This is a genomic window from Paenibacillus sp. NPDC058177 (genome assembly GCF_042883835.1).
GTDB classification, from domain to species: Bacteria; Bacillota; Bacilli; order Paenibacillales; family Paenibacillaceae; genus Paenibacillus_AQ; species Paenibacillus_AQ agri.
In genome coordinates, this window is sequence record NZ_JBHVVB010000001.1 from 1065761 (window position 1) to 1089930 (window position 24170).

Below are 24170 nucleotides of genomic sequence, written 5' to 3' on the forward strand. Positions count from 1 at the left end.
AGCCAGTCCTAATCCGAACCATATTTTGTGATGATGTTATGGATATCGCTTGGGGTTTGGGCACGAATAATAGCTTCGCAATCTTCCCTACTTTCAACAAGTTTCATTAATTGCACTAATGCCCTTAAGTGCTGTTGTTTATCAACAGCGGCTATAATAACAACAATTTGAATTGGCCGATTTTTGGCGAATTCAACGCCTTGCTCTAAACGAAGCAAACTCATGGATACTTCACTCACACCACTTTCCGGTTTATCATGAGGAATTGCCACATATGGACTAATAATGATATACGGGTCTTCCACATCATAATGTTGGATCATAGCTTCTACATAAGAAGGTTTAATGCTCCCATTAAGAAGCAACGGTAGTGCGCCTAATCGTACTGCCTCCTCCCAAGAAGATACTGAAGGAAGCAATGTAATATTCTCTGGCATAATTAGGTCATGCAAATTTGTTTTTTGTAATTCCGGCTGTGATTTGAAAGACAACGAGTGCTGGTTGGTAAAGTAATGTTGCAATTCTTTTGCAAGAAGTTTACGGTTCTGGATGATTGCATACTTCTCAACGATCTCTAAAATATTTTTCAGGCTTAATTCTGATGGGGTGAATCCGTGTAACGATTCCATCACTTGCTTACGCAGAGAGCTTTTTTCTTCGTTTTGAAGTATGGGTTTGACAATAAATAATCGTTTGTTTGTTTGCAGATATACGGAAGAAAAAACAATGTCATATTCCAAATCATACGTCTTAAACTCCCTCACAGATAAGGAATCCAGAAAAATGAATTCAGGGAATAAATCATTCAACGTAATCAGCAAAAGTTTAGAAATGGATACTCCATTCGTACAAACGACTACTGCTTTTGTTTTACTTAGAATGCTGTCTCCTTGCTTGGTTAACCAGCCGCCAATAAGCATCGTTAAATAGGTACATTCACTATCTGGAATATCACAACCAATGAATTCAGCCAAAGGTAATGCAGATTTTTTTACCAGGTGATGCAATTCAATGAATTCACTGTTAATGGTTTCTTGCAGTGGATTCGTAATCGTGAGTTTGTATTTAATGCGATAATATGCAGGCTTTATATGCTGCATCATCATATGCAATAATTGCTTTTTGTCTTGCAAGAGAATACAGGACATTTGCTCAAATAGCTCCAGCATTTTTTCCAATGCCTGATTTAAATCCGTTACGAGATCTTCCTCTAAACGCTCCGACGAGGATACATTTGTGGTAAGAATTTGGAGGGTTATGAATAATCTTTCCTCGGTCGGTATATACGCAAAGTCGGTTAGTAATTCTTGAACCGCTTGATATTCCTTGGTATCCGACAATTCCTCATAGTTAATATGAAAGGAGTTAATGGTTTTTCCAAGTTTGATTCTTCGCAGTAAGATCAGTAGGATATGTGGCAATGTTGTCATCTTATCATCTGTAAATTTCAAGTTCAGATGGGTTTCAATCTTTTCAAGACGTTCATGAATCAGTTGTACTTCTTCTTCAGTGATCTCGGCTAATTGTTGAACCCATGTTTCCCCGTTGTACATGTGATGAATTTTGTTGACGACATCTATCAATAACTTTCTTTTTTGAAATTCAAGACCCTCAATGGAGTATCCGAAACGCCGGGAGTAACGGATAATGAGATCATACGGTTCGACTATGCTTTGCGCCATTTTCAAATCATTGAGTATCGTATTTTTGCTTACATATATGGAACTGGTAAAATGAATCAATGATAGTTCTTCACAACGGCTCAGGAGCATTAGAATAATAAGTTCGACTCGCTCTGCTTCAGAAAAAATGTATTTTTTTGTTGAGGGCTTGTTTACTTCATCAGGGACAGCAGAGAAGAGAGTGGCATCTACAATAAAGTCACCTTGTTGATTACGTTCGATTTTTGGCAGATGTTGACCCTCTAACCAGTCATTGATCTTTTCTAAGCTGTAACTAATTTGCCTTCGGCTCAGCCCGTACTTTACTTCCAGGTTCTTACTCTTCACACTTGGGTTTGATAACAATTCTTGCAACAAGCTACTGCTTCGATCATCAAGCTGCATGGCTCTCTTCCCTCCTTCCTTGTTAATCATAATATTGACAGATCCAGAGGATTTGATAAAAGGCTTATTCCAGATTGGCATGCCTTAATTTCATATCATCATGAGTTACATTAAATGAAGCTACCCATTCTAATACAATCGCATCATACAAGAGGAGACTTAATTGTTCAAATGCCGATCCCATCGGCTGAACAGATGATTCCATTGCATTGGTGTCCGTTTCTTTATTGTCAACTTTGATCACAAGCAGATAATCAGCAAGTTTACCCAAAGTGGACTGCGAATTTGTTGTATTAAGAATTACCGTTGCCCCGGATTGCTTTGCTTTCTTGGCATTTACAATGAGACCTGCGGTCTCTCCAGAACCAGAACCGATAAATAAAACATCTCCTGCCTGTATGCTTGGAGTCGTAATATCTCCAACCATATACACAGTCTTACCCAAGTGAAGCAGTCGATTAGCAAACGCACGGATCGCTAAACCAGATCTGCCTGAGCCAGCAAGGAAAATTCGCTTTGTATGGTACAGGGCATTCAAGACTTGCTCACTCTCAGCAACGTTCATTAAGGTAGTGCCTGTTTCCAATTCACTCAAAATGACTTCCATTTGTTTCGCTAAAGTATTCATAGATTCACCTTCAGCTTTCTGGATACATGATTACTTTGCCGATAAGTTCTTTTCTTTCCATTAATCGCTCGAACATTTCCGGACTCTCTTCAAGTGGTATTCGATGTGTAATCATTTTTTTAGTATTTAATCTGTTATTGTGCATAAAGTGAACCGTCGTTGCCCATTCTTTACCTGGGAATGGTGCAGATACACAACTCCATGATCCCCATACGGTTAGCTCACTTCTTAGGATTTTTTCAAAATAAAATCTTTCCATCGCAACATCTGCATAAGGGATACCCAGAAATACAACACCGCCGCCTTTTTTGGCGTAACCAAACACAGTTGCTGCTGTATTTGGCGTTCCGGCTGCTTCAACTACAATATCTGCATTCATGCCATCCGTATACTCAGCAACTTTTATCAGAACATCTTCATTTAGAGAGTTAATTGTATAATCAGCGCCTAATTCCCTGGCAATTTGAAGTTTCTCATCATCAATATCAACCGCAATTACTTTTTTCGCGCCAAAAATTTTTGCCCATTGAACTGCAAACAACCCAATGGTTCCCCCCGCTCCAACAATGACCACATCATCGCCAACCGATAGATTGGTCCGATAATACCCATGTAAAACTACAGTAGATGGTTCTACCATTGAAGCAGAATCGAAATCTAAATCATCAGGTACTTTAACTAGATTCTTCTCTGGGAGTTTAATGAATTCAGCAAATCCACCAGGTTCCTTAGCACCTATTGCATGCAATGAATTTGCTCTAGCTGGTTGACCTGCCCGGTAATAATAATCGTCTTCATCTATTAGTGCTGGACATCCAGCAACATGATCTCCGACTTTCAGATTTGTTACTTCATCGCCAACTTGTTCTACTACACCTGCAAATTCATGTCCCCATACTTGACCAGGTGTGTGTGCACCTAATTTTTTATAACGAGAGATGTCAGATCCACAAATACCACATGCTTTTATTTTTACAATGACATCTTTTCCATCCAGTAATTGGGGTTTTTCCGCTTCTTCAAAACGCAGATCTCTTACACCATACAGTTTTAATGATTTCATTTTCTCTCTTCCTTTCTCTCTCCATGTTCTAGACTCTTCAAATTCTTCACATGTGCTTTGTCATTAGCAAATAAGTAAGAACCGATAACAATTAATGAGGCGCCTGCTTCAATACATTGACTGGCTATACTCTCATCGACTCCACCATCAACCTCAATCTGAATCCTCCGGTCACCTATCAGTACTTTCAGTTCTCTTATTCTATCAATCGTTTCTTCTATGAAAACTTGATTAGGTCTTCCAGGATTGATCGACATAATTAGAATATAGTCAATAATGTTTAGGAAAGGTTTCAGTAAGGAAGTGTCCGTCCCAGGGTTAATGACGATCCCTGCTTTCCTACCATTTTGCTTAATCTGATCAATGACATAGCGAATATGAGGCGTTGATTCATAGTGTACCGATATCATTTCTGCTCCAGTCTCCAACACGCTCGCTATGTGCTGCTCTGGGGCCGACACCATCATGTGAACATCCAATTTCATATTCACTTGTTTTTTTAAGTTTTTAATTTGCTCTGGGCCAAATGCGATATGAGGAACGAAATTTCCATCCATCATATCTACATGAAGCACTCGAAATCCTTCTTCATATAACACATCGCATTCACTTTTCAAGTTCATCAAATCTGCAGCAAACAATGAAGGCAAAATTAAAGTCATGATCGTTTCCTCTTCCCTAATTCCTAGTTAACTAAAGTGCTTACCCAATAAATAATTAAGCTCCAAAAACCAGTAAATGTAACATCTGTCCCTAAACCGTCTAACTTAACACCTGCACTAGTAAGCATTTGTGTTGCACCTGGTGCAACCAATCCTGCCAGATAGAATGTGATAATACAAAATACGACTGTCGATACAATCGAACGGAATAGATTTCCTTTGCTTGCTAGAGTACACATTACAGAGATATAGGTAACAGACATTAACAGTCCTATTGGAAAGAATTGAACGCCAGGCAGAATGAGTGCCATCAACATCACAAGTGGAATAGACACAACTGTAGTTGTAATCGTAGTTGGATCACCCAAGCCTAATGAGATATCCATTCCTACATTGAGCTTGGAGTCCGTTCCCATGCGTTTAACCATAAAGTCTCTGGCTGATTTCCCGATTGGAGACAGTCCATCCATCATCACTCCAACAACTTTAGGCATTAATACCATTACTCCGGCTATTCCCGTAGCCATAGTTACGATCTCCGCAATTGGTCTTTTAGTGATCGCGCCTAGAACTACACCAACAATAAATCCAATAATAACGGGATCGCCAAGAACGCCGATTTTTTTATTAATTTTGTTTAGTGAAAACTCCAATTTATTCAAACCGGGAATGAAATCAATGATTTTATTTACCAGCCAGGCAATCGGATATCCCCAAGCTGAATAAATGAGCGTTGTATTCGTTGTACCTTCTAAACCAAAGTATTCTTGCCATTTTGCAGCAATCAGATCGCCTACAAATAAAGCAATAACAGACATTACCAATGTGATTACCAATCCGATCCAGAAACTATCAAAAAGGAAGTAGGCTAAAGCCCCTGGAATCAAGAAATGCATATAGTTCCATATATCAACATTTAATGTTTTAGTCCATTTGAGTCGAACTAATACTAAATTAATAATTAAACCAAGCGGAATTGCTAGTGCTGCAAAAGGGGGCACCCAAGAGGCCGCGCCAACAGCAGGCCATCCAATATCCGCGATCGTAAATCCAGAACCAATCTTCGCATAATAATCGACTGCTGGTTTTAACGAAGAATTAAGTAAGCCAACTACTAATGTTAATCCTAAGAAACCTACCCCAACTAATAACCCAGATTTGATAGCGTTCCCAAATTTCATTCGAAAGACTAAGCCAAGTAAGGTTATTATTAACGGCAAAATAGCAGTGGCACCCATATCGGTGATAGATTTTATAATATTATGCAAAGTATCCATTATGATTTACCACCTTAACTATTTTTTTAGATCCGTAAGTTTTTCTAGCAACTGAGTTTTCAGGTTTTCTTCATTAATTCCGGTTACAAATCCCATAATGTTCAGATGTGGCTTTTCATCAGTTTTGAAGTTATTTGTGGTTAGAACAATATCTACGTTGTCAATGATATTCGGTAGCTCCGCCATACTCGTTTTAATGATATTGTAGTTTGCAATACCTGCTTCCTGTAGTACTACTTTCACTGCATCTGCTGCAATCGTTGAAGTGGCTACCCCGCTCCCACAAGCTACGACGATTTCAATTTTTGAGTTTGACATGTTAATTCCTCCAGATAAATTAATATAAGTTCTAAGTCCATCCCAATGTGGTTTGATAAAATCCTTCTTCAGCTATATTGCAACTTTCAGGTTATTGTTTTGTCTCTTGTCACCTTCAATTCAATTTTTTTTGTCTTACTTTATGATCCCTTGTATCCAGCAGGATTAACTAAGTTCTTGCTGTGGATTCATAATAACATGACAAATTTGATTGTTGAATTCGTTTACATCCCACTTTTTAGACAACTAGTTGTACAAAAAAGTGATGAAATTCATTTGCACCCCTAAATTTTCCATACTGTATGTAGAATGTGGCTGATTTTGGGGCCCGCTAATAACGAGTGGTATTGTCGTCTGGCGCGAAGCCAGCTCTGATTTCTACTCATCCCTTGATGTTCTAATTGTTCATCTGCTTCCTATGAGAACATGGAATAAGAATTGCTATTCGGAGGAACCTAACGGAGAGGTAACCAATAAAGCTTTCCGAATGGAGCGTTTCTACTTATGAGCATCAGATACTGGTTTCGTGTGACAATGATTCTGATTCTATCCATGGGTTTGATGGGCTGGGGTACGATTTTCAAAGCAAGCAGCGGGAAAATAACTCCCCAACATTACATAGCTAGTCAAACGGAGTTATTGAAGGAATCTACAGACAAGAACGCGATTACTCCGTTTCAAGTGAAGTTCCCGGAATCAGCTCTTACCGAATTACGCAAGCGTATACTTGCGACAAAATGGCCTGAGAAGGAAACGGTAGCTGATCAATCACAAGGCGTGCAGCTGGCGACGATTCAGGAACTCGCGCGTTACTGGTCTTCGGATTACGACTGGCGTAAGGTCGAGGCGAAGTTAAATGCCCTGCCGCAGTTCAAGACCGAGATCGATGGTGAGGACATTCACTTCATCCACGTTCGGTCGAAGCATAAAGACGCTTTGCCGCTCATCATCACGCACGGTTGGCCCGGATCGATCATCGAGCTACTAAAGGTTATCGATCCGCTCACTAATCCTACGGCACATGGCGGAAAGGCATCAGATGCGTTCCATCTGGTCATCCCGTCAATTCCAGGGTATGGATTCTCGGGCAAGCCGACTACGACCGGCTGGGGACCTGAACGCATCGCAAGTGCCTGGGCAGAGCTGATGGAGCGCCTTGGATATACGAAATATGTGGCGCAGGGCGGTGACTGGGGGGCGATAATTACGGATATGATGGCTGTGCAGAAGCCTAAAGGTTTGATTGGTATTCACTCTAACATGCCTGGTACGGTTCCACCCGATATTGAAAAGGCGCTCAAGTCTGGCGGACCGATGCCCTCCGGTCTCTCAGAAGACGAAAAGCGCGCGTACAAGCAGCTAGAGTATGTATACAATCACATCGGCTATGCTGAAATGATGGGAACACGCCCACAGACGTTGACCGGACTGGCAGATTCGCCCGTTGGTTTGGCCGCCTTTATGCTCGACCATGACGCAAAAAGTCTGGAGCTGATCTCACAGGCCTTTGCCGGACACCCCGGTGGCCTTTCGCGTGATGATGTCCTCGACAACATCACCCTTTACTGGCTGACGAACACGGCGATTTCTTCGGCTCGTCTCTACTGGGAGAACAAGCTCTCCTTTTTTGGAGTCAAGGGCGTCGAGATCCCGGCTGCCGTGAGCGTTTTTCCAGATGAGCTTTATCAGGCCCCGCGAAATTGGGCACAGCGCGCATATCCCAAACTCATGTATTACAACAAGCTCGACAAGGGCGGACATTTCGCGGCTTGGGAGCAGCCAGAACTTTTCACAGAAGAACTCCGCGCCGCATTCAAGTCATTACGTTATCCGGAACCGGTGGAATTAACCGATAAATATTCTCCAATGTACAAAGAAGAGCAGCCGGATATGGCTGCCCTTCTTTATTAACGTCATGATTAGTTCATCTACTTAACGGTTGACCGTTACCTTGCTTGTATCACTAACGGTCACTCCTGCTGCGTTAACGAGCTCGGCATGATACTCGTACAATCCGGGTTCACGGCCGTTGATGGTCGTCTCAGCGCTCTGCGCCGATTGCGCGTTCGGTTTCAGCGCCTGCGTGTCGATAAGCTTACCGTTCTCGTACAGACGGTACTCGGTAGCATTGGTACCCCACCACAGGTTCATCGTGACCTTATATTCGCCATCACCATCCCAATTGTCATCGGTCAATACTGGTTTGCCCGGGGCGGCGTCGCGAATAGTGATTGTGAGCGTATTGCTCTTGGTTGTGCCATATTTGTTGGTCAGCTCTGCGGTGTACACATACGTGCCGTTTGGCTTACCGTTAAGCTCTGTGCTTGTGGTCTGGGCCGATGGAGAAACATCCTTCAGCGACTTGCTGTCGATCAGCACGTCGTTCTCATAGAGCTTGTAGCTGGTGCCATTGTTGCCCCACCAGAGATTCATGGTGACGGTATAATTGCCGTCACTGAGTCCGCTGGCATAGCCGCTATTCGAAGACAGTACCGCTTGTCCGGGCTTGCCTGTAGCCAGCGAAGTACCGCTCGTAACCTGAAAGGAATAGCTCTTCTCCGCTTTGTTACCAGCGGCGTCGGTTACAACGTATCCAACCGTATGGGCTCCTGCGCCCAGATCGGCAGCGTTCACGGGTTGGCCTTCGGCCATCGTCCGTCCATCCAGCAGAAGCTGCTTGGAAGCAACTCCGGATAGGGAATCAGAAGCGGTCAATTCAAATTGAAGCTGCGCCCCCTCCTCCACATCTCCGACTGTATGCCCGGACTCCGTCAATACTGCGGTCGGCGGAGTCGTGTCGATATTAAAGCTAAGTGTCTTGATTTCTTCCGCCTTGCCCTTGCCAGACAACGCATAGTAAGTCAGCGTATGCCGTCCATCTTCCTTCACAACCACTGGCAAGCTATACACCTTGTCCGTTTTATCATTCAGTGCGTAATGGATGGTGGCCGTAGCAGGATCAGCCGTCAGGGTAATCTCAGCGGGCTGATTCAGCCAGCCAGAAGCACCCGGCTGGGACGACAGCGTTGCTGTCGTTACCGGAACGTTCTCCTCATTTACAATAATGAGGTCCTCGAGATTTCTCGGCTTGAGCTGATAGGCACCTTTAAAAATCGCGGCAACACCCGTAATATCCAGCTTCTGCCCTTCCGTATATGGGAAGCTGCTCTGTGTAATTCCCGTCCGGGCATCTACTCGCACATGATTGCTTGTCCCATCTGCGGCTATAGCGTCGAACTCAAAAGAACCGCTCGGAGCCGCGCTCACGATGTTGCTTACTGTCACACCCGTAAGCTTGAGCAGTTGACCTTGATTAGCATCGTTCACCACTGTTGCCGAGATCGGCAGCGGGAGTGCTGCCGTTCCGGTTTTCGCAATCTGCACCACGTCGGACAGCTCCAGCTCTGTATTATACAGAGTAGTGGGCGCCGTCACCTTAACCTTATCACCGATATGAAAGCCGCTCTGGCTCTGAAAGACATACAGTCCGCCAGTCTCATCCTGCAAGTAAAAACTCTGACCGCCGAATATACCCGGCTCAGTCGTCACGGTTCCTTCTACAGTCACCAGTGTTCCTGTGGCCTTGTTCCGGGCTTCGCCGATGGAGATTGTGGCCGGAATCGGATCTTTCTCGGCAGGGAGCGGTTCGGCCGGAACGTTGCCCAGCGTCACTGCTTCGGTTGTCAGGTTGGTGCTATTAAGGCGAAGTCGCAGGTTCGAAGCAGCCGTCGTGCCTGGCTTGATCTGTACCGTCAGATCCTTGTAGGCATGGCCGTTCAGATCGGCAGTCAGGCTGAAAGAGGCGCTGTAGCCGTAGCTGCTCGGCCAGGTACCATCGTTGTTCTGAATCTTAGCAATCTGGGTACCCCCGCTTACCTGGTAGATACCTACCTGGAAGCCGGATACTGTAGTACCAGGTGGTAAATTATCCGCAATCACTCGAATCTGAAAATCCTGCGCATTCGGTAATACGGCCTGGTGCGTGAATTTGTACACCGCGTTCGCGCTAGTTGTTGGTCCGCCGTAGGAGCCGGCCTTGAACGTACTACGATCATACCATTTGTAACCGGCGTTCGGCTCGGCCCATGGCTCAGGCTTTGGCTCGGTGGATAGCGCTGGCTCTTCAAACGGCAGCAACGCTGTCGGCTGATCCAGTGTCAGGCCGCTGACCTGGGTGAAATCTGTATAGCTCTCTTTTTTGGCTAGCCAGTTAACAGTATTCACCAGCAGCTTGCCATCGTCTACTTCTTTGAAGCCATCGTAAGTTGTTTTCTTAGCGCCGGTATCCTCACGAAGGTATTTTGGCGTCGCATCCTCTACTGGGGAAGAGTCACCAATGAAGGCTGCCTTGCCGGCCCCTTTTTTGGCAACTGCCACATATGGACCTTCCGCTACTCCGCCGCCGCTATAGACACCTTGGTCCACGGCATTAGGCCAAGCTGCACTCGTTTGTGGCAAGTACACGATGCCCTTGGCCCGGTTCGGGTCCAGGATGGCGATCGTGGAACCTGCATGCATCGCTACGGCCGACACTCCTGCCGTGATGCCGAAGGCCTGATTAGGAGGGACAATGTTGGTTGCATTGATGTCGCCGAGGGCGTTGTAGCGGAACCGAACGCCGAACTCATTTGCCAGCCAGTCGGAACTGACTACACCCTGCATTGCATCGGAAGCGGCCTCTACGGCGCTCATGCCTTTGGCCGGGTTGTCCCACGCTCCGCGGCGGTATCCGTTGAACGCCTCGGAACCGTCCCAGCGGTTTTTGTTGCGGTCTGCGTTGTAATGATCAGCGATGAAGAAAATGCTACCGCCATTCTGCACGTATTGCGCCATTGCCTGCTGTTCACTGGCTTTGTATGGCACGTTGGCCTCGGCTGTGATGAAGACGTCATAAGCGGATAGATCGCTTAAAGTAATCGGCGTTGTCTTACGAAGCTCTTTGACATAATAACCATTCTGCGCAAGTGCGTTACCGAAATCGGAAAAAGCGCCGTCAATCACCCAATCGGCTGCGCCCGCAGTCTGCTCATGGGTATTATCGAACAAAATCTTTTTGCCCGCATTCTCATTGACTACTTTGGCTTCAATGTACGGCGCAGGGTCGGTGGGTCCCTCAGCGTATACAGCCGGACCGGCTCCGAATGTGAACAACTGCATCGGAACAGCTACCGCCACTGCAAACATGCCCTTAATCAGCTTCTTTTTCCAATCTGAATGCTTTTTCATCCCCATCCTCCTTAAGTGATAGATCGGCAGGCCTTACCAAAATTAACCACCTGCTTGTCGTCTACTATCCTATCGCCCAAGAATTAGGAGGAACATAGATTTATGTAAACTTATGTAAATAAATCTTTTGACCTATGTATCGAGTACTACAAAATAAGTTTACCCCTTCACTCTTTGTTAGTATAATTTTCTTAATGGTTGAAAGGAGAATGAAATGTTAACAAGAGAAAGAATTGAACATCAACAAATTTGGCTGTATGTAATTGTTCTAATTATTGGTGGAGTTATAGGATTGACTAGCCCTCAGACTGGTTCATTGCTTCATTTTACGATCTCACCAATTCTTGCGATTCTTCTGTATAGCATGTTTGCCCAAATCCCATTTCTTCAATTACGAGAATCGCTTTCCAATGGAAGATTTATTGGGGCTTTATTGGTCGCTAACTTTGTCATCGTCCCAATCGTAGTATGGATATTAACTCAGATCTTCCCCCAGTCCCCTCCAATCTTAGTCGGAATTTACTTGGTGCTGTTAACGCCATGTATTGACTACGTAATCGTATTTACACAACTGGGACGTGGCAATGAAAAGCTTATGCTAGCAGCGACTCCTATCTTATTCGTTGTCCAAATGATTTTGCTTCCTTTCTATTTGTGGTTATTTATTGGAGAAGAAGCAGCTAAGATTGTGAAGGTTGGACCTTTTGTCGAAGCCTTCTTGTTTCTAATTGTTATCCCTCTATTTCTGGCAATTATGACGCAACTGTGGGCCAAAAATAAAACAAGTGGAGAAAGAGCACTTCATTTATCAGCTTGGTTACCCGTTCCGTTCATGGCATTAGCCTTAATTGTTGTAGTTGCCTCTCAAATCGAGAAGGTTGTCAACGATTTTGATGTTATTCTAAATGTCCTTCCAATTTATATTGTATTTCTTATTGTAATGCCAATGTTATCACGCATGATTGCAGCATGGTTCCGTCTGGATGTTGGGGCAGGCAGAGCACTTATTTTCAGTTCAGGAACTCGAAATTCGCTCGTAGTTCTCCCTTTGGCATTATCTTTACCCGGGGAATGGGCTACCATAGCAGCGGCAGTTATTGTAACTCAGACTATTGTGGAACTTGTAGGTGAGTTGATTTACATACGGATCGTTCCTGCATTAATTTTGCGGGATAATGAGCATGAACATAGCAAAAGCAGCCTATAATGGGCTGCCTTTTTTTATATTGAATATGTTATTGAACTTCTCAAATTTTCCATTTAAACAGTTCACTTCATTAGGAATAGTCCAGCTCACACTCAAGCCATCTCTTCTCGCAGATCATGCTCCATAAAGAGAATATCGCGTTTCATCTCCTTCATGCCCTGTCTTGAGATCCGCCCTGTCTCGAACATGGATTGGATGTTGTCTCTCTCCAGCTGAATTCCGATCCGGGCCAGCTCCTGCAGCGAGATGTCGAACTCTTTTCGGGTATCGGTGACCGATTCGTTTTTGCTCAGATGCTGTAGCGTACGTTCCTGATGCAGGATCAGTGCGCTGACGGTCACCATATGATCTGGCTCACCTTCTGCAAGCAGAGCGTTTAGTTGCTTAATGACATAAGCAATATTTTGAAATCTGAGCCGAAGCAATTCTGCACGTCTTTCTCGGAAGCTTAACGGAGCTTGCGGTAGTTTTTCGAACATTTCGATCCAATGCTTAATGGGGAAAAGCTCTTTTTTATAGCTGGAATCTCTTGTTTGCATAAATAACAGTTTATTAGTTTTGTTAAGGTAACTATATGCAATGTATGGATTCACTTCTTTCTCTTCAAGCGCAAGCAGCGTGTTCTCTCTTTCCCATTTCAGGACAGATATGCCCAAGGACCGTTGTACCTTATCTTGATTGTCATCTTTTCTGAGCGTGCGAATCCTGGAAGTATACGTATTGATAATCTGGACCGTTGCCAGCCGGTTCTCATCTGTGGTCTGTTCGTTTAATCCGGTAACTACATTTCGCAGAATCTCAATTTTGGCCTGAATATCCTCTTCTTCCTGCTCATTTTGCGTCTCTTTCCCCAATAAAAGCGGCAACAGATAGTTGGAGGCTAGCAGGGTCCACAATATCACTCCAGCCGCAAGGAAAATGATTAGATCTCTCGCCGGAAAAGCAGTGCCATCATTAAGAAAAAACGGCAGCGACAACGTACTAGCCAGTGTGATCGTTCCCCGTACTCCTGATAAACTGAGGATCAGCGCCTTCTTGAATCTGACTGGCCATGGTTCGCGTGGATTGGCCTTTTCAGAGAGATCCATCAGAAGCGCCCAGATGAGGCGTAACCCGAGTACAGCTACAGTCAATAATAGTGTGTACAAAATGACTTTAACATTCCCTATTTCTGGGCTGTTCCAAATCGTCTGAATAATTTCCGGAAGCTGTGTACCAAGCAGCAGGAAAACCAGTCCGTTCAATACAAAGATAATGACCGACCAGGTGCTTTTAGATACAACTCTTAGCTTGGCAACCTCGGGATTCATTTTCTTGTAACCTAAAGAATGGGCGATTCCTGCAGCAACAACAGCAAGGATACCGTTGACCCCCAATTCCTCGGCAGCGATGAAAATCAAAAAAGGAGTCATAATCTCAATCAGCATGTGTAGCGTGACATTCTCCATCCCCAGTCTCCGCAGCCATTTTACTATGCCATATTTTACAAATGTGAGCAGAAGGCCAAGTACTACACCACCAAGTGAAATGGAGATAAAGCTGATACTGGCCGTTTTGAAAGAAAACATACCAGTGACCATAGCAGCTACGGCAAACTGAAAGGAGACCAGCCCCGATGCGTCGTTGATTAAAGATTCTCCCTCTAGAATTTGCATCGTCTGATGAGGGATCTTCACTTTCTGCTCCAGTGCACCCACGGCCACAGCATCGGTAGGCGCTAGTGCAGCCGCCAGTGCGAAGGATGCTGCCAGCGGGATGACCGGAAGCAGCCAATTCAGGAAATATCCCATCACACCTACCGTTACAAACACCAAACCCAGCGCTAATAAAAGAATAGGCTTTTTCAGCTTCCACAGCGCCTCTTTATCCGCATGTCTGCCATCATTGAATAGCAACGGGGCAATGAATAGAAGCAAAAATAGCTCCGGATTTAATTTCAGTTCATAGTGAAAGGGGAGCAAAGTAATGATCATCCCCAGTACGATTTGAATAATCGGCACGGAGACCGAAGGAATAAATCTGTTCACTAAATTGGATAAAGAGACAGCCGCCAACATCAGCAAAATAAATTCAAACAATTCCAAGTGAATCTTACCTCCAAATCTGCAATCAATAGATTTCATAATATCAGAGTTCTAATATTTAACTTAGTATAAAATGTATTTTTAAACTGAATGTAAATCCGATGGTTACCATGTATTAAAAAGGATCAGTGCCTCCATATGGAGACGCTGATCCTTTTATACTTATTGAGTTTAGAGTTCTTGATCTTGCCAATACGCAAGGGGCGATCTAACTCCTGACTAAACTCCATCGAGCTCAGGAGGGGTCTTCCCATAATCATAATTGTCTCCTCTTGTTGTACTACAACTTAAAAACAAAAATGATCAAAAACATAAGCGGAGGAATAGCCAAAGCGGGCAAAAGATTTAATGTTTTAATCTTCTTAATCCCTAAAATACCCAGCCCTGAACATAATATTAAAATACCGCCAATGATAGAGATCTCATTCATCAGATCTGCATTTAAAGAATTCTCTATTAATTTCGCGATTAAATAGATTGAACCTTGCCAGCAAAATAATACTAGCGCAGCTAAAGCTATGCCGAGACCAAATGTTGATGCTAATACAATAGAAGTTATAAAATCCAACATTCCATTAGCAAATAAATAAGTATAATCACCTTTTAGCGCTGCTTCGACCGGGCCAAGTATAGATAGTGAACCGATGCAAAATAATAAAATCGCAGTTGATAATCCCTCGGCCAGGTTTCCTTTTGAAAACTTACTAACAAGATTATTAAATTTCTCTTCCATGTTAATCTTTTCTCCAATTAAAGCGCCAAGAGCTAAACTAACAATAAACAGAACTGGATATTTACTATCAGGCATATGCTGCACGATCGTATTCATTCCAAGCGCTAGCGCAGCTAATCCCATTGCGTTCATCAAGATATCTTGATACTCGTTTTTGATCCCCTTTTTGAAAACACTTCCAATAATACTACCTAGAATAATCATTAGTACATTAAAGGCCGTACCCAACATTATCGTTTCTTTCTCCCTTCAGAATTAGCATATAAAAAAAATAAACCCTCTAGTAACTAGAGGGTCAAGTTGTTTATTTTCGGCTAAAAGGTAATAAAATTTCTGTAACGTACTTGTCCACGCTATTTGTAATCCCATAATCAATCAATGTGATTTCGATAGAATCATCTACGATACTATAACCATGCTCTGCACTATACTTAAGTAATTCTTCATAAAACCCGGCTGCATGGACATGTGTCCCGCTGAATCGAACTCTTAAATATTCACGGGCGGGAAAAATGACTTCCGCTTTGGGGATATTATCCCCTTCCTCTAAAATCATAAAAATACTGTTGTAGCGGTCAAATGTATTAGCCTCAATATCCTGAAGCGCAACTGAAATCCCTATTTTGCCCAGGAAAATACTTTCATCGATGTTGAAATTTTTTCGGAGTTCGGCAATTGGATACTCAATATCTTCACCAGGTCTATAATCATGGGTTAAATGGGCCACTCTTAGTTTAGGCAGCTTCACCTCCATAATTGTACCCATTGGATGATTGATTGCATCATGGATCTGAGTCAGGCGTCGTTTGATTTTTCTATCGATCAATTCCAATTCTTTTTTTTTATTCGCAATTTCAGCCTGTTGTCGGTTTAACATCTCAATCAACTTATCCGTATCACGGTAGTCGAAGAAATCCAGAAGGTCGCTGATTGGCACACCCAAAGCTCTTAAATATTTGATCGTACTTAATCTTTCAAAATGTTGAGTTGAATAATAGCGATAATTATTGCTCTTATCTATGTACTCTGGCTTCAAAAGCCCAATCTCATCATAGTATCTGAGCGTGGAGATTTTGACCTGAAATAATTTTGATAATTCACCTATTGTGAATAATTCCTTCATGCAGTTTCCGCCTTTTCGAATATCTGTTTATAAATCATATCCTTAAGGTTTTCGTGTGTAAACTACATATTCTTCGCGGAACGCAGCAGATAGAGAAAGAACGGAGCTCCAAGCGCCCATAACAACACCGACTGGAAGTTCTACGGGAGCAAATGCGAGTCTGGCGATAAGATCTGAAGTTTCCAGGACGATAACGCCCAACAGTACACTGGCCGGCAACAGGAAGCGATAATCCTTACCCACGATTAATCTGGAGATATGGGGCACAATCAATCCGACGAATCCTAGCAGCCCAACTACGCTGACGGAGGCTGCCGCCAGAATGGAAGCAATGGCAATCAGCAGCAACCTTACCATTTCGACTCGCATACCCAGGGACTTAGCGATCCCATCCCCCAGCAATATGACGTTTATACGGCGGCTACCCAGTAGAGCAAGGGCTGTTCCTATCAGGATATAGGGCCACAACATGGATACATGGGGCCAGCTTTTTCCGGAGAGGCTGCCGACCATGAAGGAAAGCGCCCCCTCCACCCGATCACTGTAAAAGGTGAGCAAAGCAGAAATGGCCGAGTTTAGAAATGCAGATACGGCTACCCCGGCCAGAATGAGCCGAACGGGAACCATCCCGTTCTTCCATGCGAGCGCGTAGATTAGCAGTGCGGTGGCTACCGCTCCAGCAAAAGCCGCCGGAACGAGCATTTCTCCATATTGAGGAAGTGCCAGAATCATCGCCATCCCGACAACACCTGCTCCTGACGATACGCCAATAACGTGAGGATCTGCCATTGGATTCCGCAGAACGCCTTGAAGGATCGCACCTGACAAAGCAAGACCTATCCCCACAAGCGCTGCAACCAGCACTCTCGGCAAACGGATATTCCAGATGATGTCGTAAGCCGCATGTTCCCGGTTGCCCCATAAGATCGATAGGATCTCTGTGGCTGGGATCTTAACGGCACCAAACATGAGACCAAGCAGCATGCTGATAACCGAGAGCAGCCCAAGGATCAGCATAACAGCATAACGCCAGTTCTGTTTTATAAATTGAGGCATTGTTATTGTGCTCCTGAAGAAGGTGGAAATACAATTTGCTTCATATAGGCTACTGATTCCGAGACCTTCAGTCCAGGATTCGTAACGAACATGGATGGCGGGAGAATATTGAGATGTCCGGATTGTAAGGCTTGAAGGGATTTCCAAGCCGGGTTGCTCTCCAACTGGGATTTGATCATTCGCTGAGCATCTTCATCCGAGCCGTGAACGACGATAAAAATATAATCGGGGTTCAACTCCACAAGCTTCTCCATGCTGAAAGGGACTGAACTGGGCCATTTGCCTGCGGGAAGCTCTTCTGCGATATTGCTCATCTGCAGCAAGCCGGCAATGTCGAGCGCGATGCTTGATGATTTTTGCAACGACGCGGTATTGGACATCAGCGTAATTATCGCATATGACGGCTTATCTGCCGGTAAATCCTTCGTTAGTTCGTTCAGCTTGGCGTCCATTTCATTGATCGCCGTCTGGGCCTGCTGTTCTTGCCCGATGATTTGGCCGAACAACTTGGTGTTGCTGCGGATATCCTCGATGGATTTGACTGTCAGGATTGCAAACGGAATGCCGGCATCCCCAAACGTGCTGGACAGATCCTTGTGGAAAAGAGGCTGTCCGATCACCAAGTCCGGTTTCAATTGAAGGACTTCCTCCATGTTAATGCTGTTGATTGCGCCTACCTGCTTCACGTCCGCAGCTTGCGCTGGAATGTCGACGCCTTGTGAGGTTGCGATTCCCACGGCTGTGCCACCCACTTGGTAGAAGAGTTCCGTTAGTTCATTGTTCAAAATGACGATTCGTTCAGGCTTCTTTTTCAGTGTTACGGTATGGCCATTCAGATCTTGAAAGGTCAGATAGGGTTCAATCGTCGTCTTCGAAGCCGGAACCACACTCTTTGTCTGTTCCGTATTTGTTGAAGCTTGCCCGGAAGATATCTGGTCCACCTTTGACGCTGCGCCGCACCCCGCAGTTACCACTAGCAGCACAGCGATTAATGTTAAAAACGTGATTTTTTTCATTGTACACTCTCCTCTTGGACCGAACGGTTTGACAAAATAATCCTTATCCCCGACCTTGAAGCCTTCGAACGAAAGGAACAACATTGGGAGCTTAAGCGATTGTCCAGTATAGGAGCAGTATACAAACATTATTTGTTATTCAATATAGCCCGACCTAGCTATATTACAGAATAATTGTGTCCAAATTATGATGGGGAACCATGGGCTACCTGTGAGAACTTAAGATGGTGATCCACTTGAAATCGTCTAAAAAACGGAGGATCCCCTCATTTTCCAGATGCTAACGAACCACAAAAAACATAAAAAGAAACCCAGGCTATTAATAACCTGGGTTCTCAGGCACTCTAAGAGCGGTCAACGACTGCTCATCCGCCGTGATAATTGCACAGCCCCGAATGCCACAACAATAGCTGCGGCGGCAATCCAAGTGATCGCAGACAGCGAGATCCGTTCAACCACCAGACCGCCCACACCGGCACCGGCCGCCATCGCCAGCTGAAGTACCATACTATTTAAGCTCAACATAATTCCCGTCGATTCAGGAGCAATAGTAATCACATGTAGCTGTTGCGGGGGACCCAACGACCATACTGCAATCGACCACAGAATCAGCATGGCGATCAGCAGTCCCGGGACATGAACACCAAACGCAATCAGAACTAGTGCAATGCCGTTCAGCCCAAGTCCGGTTATGAGCACACGATGAAGCCCCCATTTGTCAGTTGCATAACCGCCGGAGCGAGATCCGATCAGGCTGGCAATGCCGATTACGAACAGTATCGTGTTAAGAGTACCGTCACTCATCCCTACTGCCGTCAACAGGAATGGCGTAATGTAAGAATAAAAGATGGAGTAACCAATGATCCAGAAGAACGTCACGGATAAAGCGGTCAGCGCTTTCGGCTGCTTAAGCAAGGCGAACTGTTTGCGCAGCGAGACCACTTCTTCCCCATCTACGTGCGGAATTAGAAGTGCAATTAGAACAATGGCCGCGAGTCCAAGCACGGCAATGACTCCGAATACCGCCTTCCACTCGTAGGCGGTAGCCATTATTCTCCCCAGCGGGACCCCGAAGATCAAGGAAGCTGTAAAGCCCATCAGCACTGCTGCCAGTGCACTTCCCTCCTTGCCCGGCCGGGCGACCTTCGTCGCGATGGTCATGGATACGACAACGACAACACCAGCGCTGATCCCCATTATTACCCGGGAGGCATTGAGCAGTGCAATCCCTGGCAGAATAAAAGCGAGTGCATTGCTCAGGACAAAGAATCCAATGGCGAAAAGAAGCAGCTTCTTGCGCTCCATACGCGCGGTCATTACCATCACTAACGGTGTACCGAAAGCATAGGCTAGCGAAAAGACCGTGATCAACTGCCCGGCTGTGACGAGCGAAACACCTGTCGACACAGCTATTTTATCCAGAATTCCAGCTATAACATATTCCGAAGTACCGACAAGAAAGCTGAGAATGGCCAAGATGTATATTTTTAGTGTACTGGACATGAATGTTTGTTCCTTTCCTGTTGCTGATGATTTAATTGAACCCGCCGTTTACACGGATCGTCTGCCCTGTGATCCAGCGCGCTTTGTCACTGACGAGCAGATCAACCGCATTAGCGATGTCTTCCGGCTCCCCAAGTCGTCCAAAGGCGTTCATCCGGCTAAATGATTCAATTAATTCCTCTGACTTTCCATTTAAAAATAGCTCAGTGGAAACTTGACCAGGTGCTATGCAATTGATGACGATGTCGTGGAGACTGAATTCCTTAGCCAATTGGCGAGTCAACTGCTCGACTGCACCTTTCGTTGCGGCGTAGACGCTATATGTTGGAAGCATCGCGCCTGACACGGAGGTCGAAAAGTTGATGATCGTCCCGCCCTTTTCCATATGCTTCATCGCTTGTTGGCAAGCGAAATACGTACCTTTTACATTGATACCGAACTGCCGGTCGAATATCTCCTCTGTCACTTCTGCAATGGCCTTGCATTCCATTACACCAGCATTATTGGCCAGAATATCCAAGCGACCCAATTGCTCGATCGTCTTCGTGAATAATGCTTCAACTTCATTTACCTTGCTCACGTCGGCACGAATTGCTATTGCTTGACCGCCGAATTGCTCAATCATCTGAACAACTTCGTCCGCTTTCTCCTTATTCAAGGAATAGTTGACGACTACTTTCGCACCAGATTGCGCCAATTGAATGGCCACCTGCCGTCCAATACCCCGGGAAGCCCCTGTAACAATTGCAACTTTTTCATTCAAACTCATTGTATCTCTCTCCCTTATCCTTTTGTTTGTAAACCATCGGTCATCAGCCGCAACTCGGCTTTGCTAATTCATTATAGTAACTACATGCATGTTGCCGTTAGACCAATCCTGTCCGATACTTGCCTAATTCTCTTCTGACTACATATAATAAAAGCCACGTACATCCTTCCTGGATAGGAGCCTGCAAACATGAATCACAAACATGAATCACAGCGTATAGAGGAAACCTTACAACAGTTAGCACACTTGATTCGGCGCCATGCTCCGTCGGGTGGCACACATCAGACGGCCGTACCTTCGCTAACGTTAATGCATGCTACACAGTTGTCTGAACCGATTGAGTCTGTCTATAAGCCATCCATTTGCGTCGTCGCGCAAGGGGCGAAAACAGCTACACTGGCTGACGAAATCTATCGGTACGACCCATCAACTTACCTGGTCATATCCGTTGAATTACCGGTAATCAGCAGAATTCTCAAAGCTTCACCCGAGAGCCCGCATCTAAGTCTGAGGCTAGGCTTCGACTCTGACGTTATACTCGACATCGTCAAAGAGACGAATCGCCCCGCATCCGCCCCCATGGCAGCTAGCCCGGGCATAACCGTTGATCATATGTCGCCATCATTACTTGAAGCCATCGTTCGGCTGATGCAGCTACTTGATGCTCCTGAAGACATCCCCATTCTGGCGCCGCTCGTCATCCGCGAAATTCTATATCGGGTGCTTCAAGGTGAACAAGGTGCGCTAATCCATCAATTCGCTATTGTTGGCAGTCAAGCACACAACATCGCCCAAGCGATCCAACAAATTAACCGGCAATTTGACCGTCCTCTGGTGGTCGATCAGCTAGCAAAGTCAGTGAACATGAGCACCTCAGCATTTCATAAACATTTTAAGCGCGTCACGGAGATGAGCCCGTTGCAATATCAGAAAACGGTGCGTTTACAAGAAGCAAGACGCTTAATGTTAACGGAAACCGTTCAAGCCTCCGATGCTGCTTTTCGTGTTGGTTATGAGAGTCCATCCCAGTTCAGCCGGGAGTATGCCCGCATGTACGGACGACCACCGATGCTGGATGTTCAAAATCTTCGCAGTGTCAAGACAAGCGCAGATGTGCTTAGCTGAATTTAATTAATGGCAATAAGAGAAAAATCGACTCACCACGGACACTCCCAGTGCCCTGATGATTGATGATTAAGGCAATAAAAAACAGCACCTTTGATTGTTAGATACCATCTAACTTCGAAGGTGCTGTTTCGTTTTATGGAATAGCTTGCTTGTTAGGAAGCCAATATAGGTTAAGCTATAAACCCAGGTCTATCAGTATATTGTCAGCATAAGCAGATTCATGCGAGCTTCCCTTGGCCTGATTGCCAATCGTACGGATGTCCTTAAGTGGCGGCAGGCCGAAGAATCGTTTGTATTCACGGTTGAATTGCGTCACACTTTCGTATCCAACATCCAGCGCTGCTGAGGTGACATCAATATCATCAGAAAGTAAAATTCTGCGCGCTTCCTGCAGCCGGAGCTGCTTTTGATACTGGATCGGGCTCAGTGTAGTGACCGCTTTAAATTTGTGATGCAATGTAGAAGGACTCATGCCGCCTACCTGAGCAATTTCTTCTACGGTAAGGTTACGTACATAGTTTGTTTTAACATAATGGATAGCCTTACTAATGCCTGCCGCATCATGATGCAGCAACATGTTATTGTAGAAGCGCGCTCCACCCTCGTCGGTGAGCAGGCGGTAAATCAGCTCACGCTTAACGCCAAATGCGAGAAAATCCGCCGCTTCACGGTCTGTAGCCAGTTGCAGTAACCGCTCAAGTACATGCAATACCTCAACCCCAGTCTTACCAATAAAGGCGCCTTCTGTCAGTTGATTCTCAGCTAATGCTTTGAGCTTGGCATCTAGAGCAACGGATGCAATTTCGTCTGTTGTAAACGCAATTCGGATCGCTATGTACGGCGCTTTCTGCGTAGCTTGGGATATCTGGCCTTTGATCGGCATATCCAGGTTGGATGCAATATAATCTCCGGCCCCATAATTGTAAGTATTATTGCGGACAATTAGCGTTTTATTCCCTTGAAGAACTACACAAATCCCTGGATTGAAAAAGCCGTATTGAATTGTGGTCGGCCGTTCTGCTTTCAGCAGCGAGAGAAACGAAATTCCGGTCTCACAGATACCGCGGGAAAAGGAATAAGCACCGCACAGGTGTAGCAATCGCTGTACAACAACTGAAGGTTCATCGTTTTGACGCGACATAAGCATCTTCCTCTCTATAGGCTGGTGTGATACAGCAGCATTCCGGTTTGGATAACCGTATCAGCTCATCGGAGTTTTAGGCAAAAATGAAGCACGATTCGACTATTTTCCCCATTATAATCACACTATAATCAAATTCACAAGGCCACAGAATACAGGTCTTAAGTACACAACAAACTTGAATTAGGGAGCGGATTACATGTCTAAGGTGTGGTTAATTACTGGAAGCGGAAGCGGGCTAGGTCGTAATATTACTGAAGCTGCTCTTGCAAAGGGTGAACGTGTTGTTGCAACCGCCCGTAATATCGGACAACTCGATGATCTGGTTAATCAATATGGCGATCAGATCCGTGTCGTTACGCTGGATGTGACCGTTGAAGAAGCGGCACAAGCCGCGGTTCAAGTCGCTCTGAATGCCTTTGGACGTCTTGATGTTCTGGTTAACAATGCAGGTTATGGCGATATTCGTCCTTTTGAAGAAACAAGCTCTGAGGATTTCAAGACGCTGATGGATACTTGCTTTTACGGAGTTGTATATCTGACGCGTGCGGCATTGCCGATTATGCGCAAGCAGCGGAGCGGGCATATCCTTAATATTTCATCGGTTGGTGGGCGCTTGGCAACTCCGGGCAGCGCTGCTTACCATGCAGCCAAATGGGCAGTTGGTGGTTTCACAGAAGCTGTAGCTATGGAAACAGCTCATTTCGGAGTCAAAATCAGCGCACTTGAACCTGGGGGCATGCGTACGAACTGGGTAGGCCGCGCGATCAATAAACGTCCTGCATTACTTCCGGACTACGAAGCCTCCGTAGGTGCGCTGCTCAAAATGATGGATGATCTACAGGGGCAAGAAAAAGGTGATCCTGTAAAAGTGGCCGACGTCGTCCTTCAGTTGGCTTATGCGGATGAGCTGCCTGCACATTTGTTGCTTGGTGTAGATGCTGCACAGGGAGCTGAACTAGCTGAACAACAGCGTGCTGCCGATGCTAAGCGCTGGCATGAAGTCACCATCTCAACAGAATATGAGTGATACAGTGTGACCGCGAGCATTTGCTATTGAATTAAACTTAAGGGCGCCGGACCGCAAAGGTTCGACGCCCTTAAGTGTGAATAAAGCGAAGTTGCCGGAGGAGCAGAATCGTATGATTTAAGTGATTCTGGATTAGGATG

19 protein-coding genes are annotated in these 24170 nt (G+C 45.1%); 4 read left to right on the forward strand and 15 right to left on the reverse strand.

Annotated elements, in window-relative coordinates; translation table 11 throughout:
- Positions 1 to 8: 8 nt before the first annotated feature.
- The 6 genes from ACFVU8_RS05115 to ACFVU8_RS05140 form a co-directional block, all read right to left on the reverse strand.
- On the reverse strand, positions 9 to 2066 hold the full coding sequence (locus ACFVU8_RS05115) for a BglG family transcription antiterminator (protein ID WP_387426081.1): 2058 nt from the start codon (positions 2064 to 2066) through the stop codon (positions 9 to 11).
- Between the two features lie 64 nt (positions 2067 to 2130).
- Positions 2131 to 2694 (reverse strand): 6-phospho-3-hexuloisomerase, encoded by a 564-nt coding sequence (gene hxlB, locus ACFVU8_RS05120; protein WP_387426082.1) that lies wholly within the window; start codon positions 2692 to 2694, stop codon positions 2131 to 2133.
- Between the two features lie 10 nt (positions 2695 to 2704).
- A complete protein-coding gene (locus ACFVU8_RS05125) occupies positions 2705 to 3757 on the reverse strand; it encodes a galactitol-1-phosphate 5-dehydrogenase (protein ID WP_387426083.1) in 1053 nt (350 codons plus the stop codon).
- A complete protein-coding gene (rpe, locus tag ACFVU8_RS05130; RefSeq protein ID WP_379466951.1) occupies positions 3754 to 4419 on the reverse strand; it encodes a ribulose-phosphate 3-epimerase in 666 nt (221 codons plus the stop codon). Before rpe ends, ACFVU8_RS05125 begins: the two co-directional genes overlap by 4 nt.
- A gap of 23 nt (positions 4420 to 4442) precedes the next feature.
- Complete coding sequence (locus ACFVU8_RS05135; RefSeq protein WP_387426084.1) at positions 4443 to 5696, reverse strand: PTS transporter subunit IIC; 1254 nt, start codon at positions 5694 to 5696, stop codon at positions 4443 to 4445.
- Positions 5697 to 5714: 18 nt separating this feature from the next.
- Positions 5715 to 6014, reverse strand: coding sequence for a PTS sugar transporter subunit IIB (locus tag ACFVU8_RS05140; protein ID WP_066366598.1), 300 nt, complete (start codon positions 6012 to 6014; stop codon positions 5715 to 5717).
- Positions 6015 to 6518: 504 nt separating this feature from the next.
- Between ACFVU8_RS05140 and ACFVU8_RS05145 the strand changes: the two genes are divergently transcribed.
- A complete protein-coding gene (locus ACFVU8_RS05145; RefSeq protein ID WP_387426085.1) occupies positions 6519 to 7925 on the forward strand; it encodes an epoxide hydrolase family protein in 1407 nt (468 codons plus the stop codon).
- Between the two features lie 21 nt (positions 7926 to 7946).
- Here ACFVU8_RS05145 and ACFVU8_RS05150 read toward each other — a convergent pair whose 3' ends face one another.
- Positions 7947 to 11240 (reverse strand): chitinase N-terminal domain-containing protein, encoded by a 3294-nt coding sequence (locus ACFVU8_RS05150; RefSeq protein ID WP_387426086.1) that lies wholly within the window; start codon positions 11238 to 11240, stop codon positions 7947 to 7949.
- Positions 11241 to 11454: 214 nt separating this feature from the next.
- On the opposite strand from ACFVU8_RS05150, the gene ACFVU8_RS05155 reads away from it, so the two are divergent.
- Positions 11455 to 12447, forward strand: a complete 993-nt coding sequence (locus ACFVU8_RS05155) for an arsenic resistance protein (RefSeq protein WP_387426087.1) — start codon at positions 11455 to 11457, stop codon at positions 12445 to 12447.
- Between the two features lie 92 nt (positions 12448 to 12539).
- Here the strand turns inward: ACFVU8_RS05155 and ACFVU8_RS05160 are convergent, their stop codons facing one another.
- The 7 genes from ACFVU8_RS05160 to ACFVU8_RS05190 all read right to left on the reverse strand — a co-directional run bounded on the left by ACFVU8_RS05160 (position 12540) and on the right by ACFVU8_RS05190 (position 20731).
- A complete protein-coding gene (locus ACFVU8_RS05160; protein ID WP_387426088.1) occupies positions 12540 to 14531 on the reverse strand; it encodes a Na+/H+ antiporter in 1992 nt (663 codons plus the stop codon).
- A 280-nt stretch (positions 14532 to 14811) separates the two neighbouring features.
- Entirely contained in the window at positions 14812 to 15495 is a 684-nt protein-coding gene (locus ACFVU8_RS05165) for a DUF554 domain-containing protein (RefSeq protein ID WP_387426089.1), read from the reverse strand.
- A 73-nt stretch (positions 15496 to 15568) separates the two neighbouring features.
- Complete coding sequence (locus tag ACFVU8_RS05170) at positions 15569 to 16387, reverse strand: MerR family transcriptional regulator (protein WP_387426090.1); 819 nt, start codon at positions 16385 to 16387, stop codon at positions 15569 to 15571.
- Between the two features lie 42 nt (positions 16388 to 16429).
- On the reverse strand, positions 16430 to 17443 hold the full coding sequence (locus ACFVU8_RS05175) for a FecCD family ABC transporter permease (RefSeq protein WP_387426091.1): 1014 nt from the start codon (positions 17441 to 17443) through the stop codon (positions 16430 to 16432).
- Positions 17444 to 17445: 2 nt separating this feature from the next.
- The gene (locus tag ACFVU8_RS05180; RefSeq protein ID WP_387426092.1) at positions 17446 to 18459 is read right to left on the reverse strand and encodes an ABC transporter substrate-binding protein; all 1014 of its coding nucleotides are present in this window, start codon (positions 18457 to 18459) and stop codon (positions 17446 to 17448) included.
- A 354-nt stretch (positions 18460 to 18813) separates the two neighbouring features.
- On the reverse strand, positions 18814 to 19962 hold the full coding sequence (locus ACFVU8_RS05185; RefSeq protein WP_387426093.1) for an MFS transporter: 1149 nt from the start codon (positions 19960 to 19962) through the stop codon (positions 18814 to 18816).
- A 31-nt stretch (positions 19963 to 19993) separates the two neighbouring features.
- Complete coding sequence (locus ACFVU8_RS05190; RefSeq protein WP_387426094.1) at positions 19994 to 20731, reverse strand: SDR family oxidoreductase; 738 nt, start codon at positions 20729 to 20731, stop codon at positions 19994 to 19996.
- Between the two features lie 189 nt (positions 20732 to 20920).
- Here ACFVU8_RS05190 and ACFVU8_RS05195 point away from each other — a divergent pair, with 189 nt between their 5' ends.
- Positions 20921 to 21856 carry an AraC family transcriptional regulator gene (locus ACFVU8_RS05195; RefSeq protein WP_387426095.1) on the forward strand — a complete coding sequence of 312 codons (936 nt, stop codon included), beginning with the start codon at positions 20921 to 20923 and terminating at the stop codon, positions 21854 to 21856.
- A gap of 178 nt (positions 21857 to 22034) precedes the next feature.
- Here ACFVU8_RS05195 and ACFVU8_RS05200 read toward each other — a convergent pair whose 3' ends face one another.
- Complete coding sequence (locus tag ACFVU8_RS05200; RefSeq protein ID WP_387426096.1) at positions 22035 to 23000, reverse strand: AraC family transcriptional regulator; 966 nt, start codon at positions 22998 to 23000, stop codon at positions 22035 to 22037.
- A gap of 199 nt (positions 23001 to 23199) precedes the next feature.
- Between ACFVU8_RS05200 and ACFVU8_RS05205 the strand changes: the two genes are divergently transcribed.
- Positions 23200 to 24030, forward strand: a complete 831-nt coding sequence (locus tag ACFVU8_RS05205; RefSeq protein ID WP_387426097.1) for an SDR family NAD(P)-dependent oxidoreductase — start codon at positions 23200 to 23202, stop codon at positions 24028 to 24030.
- Positions 24031 to 24170: the final 140 nt, after the last annotated feature.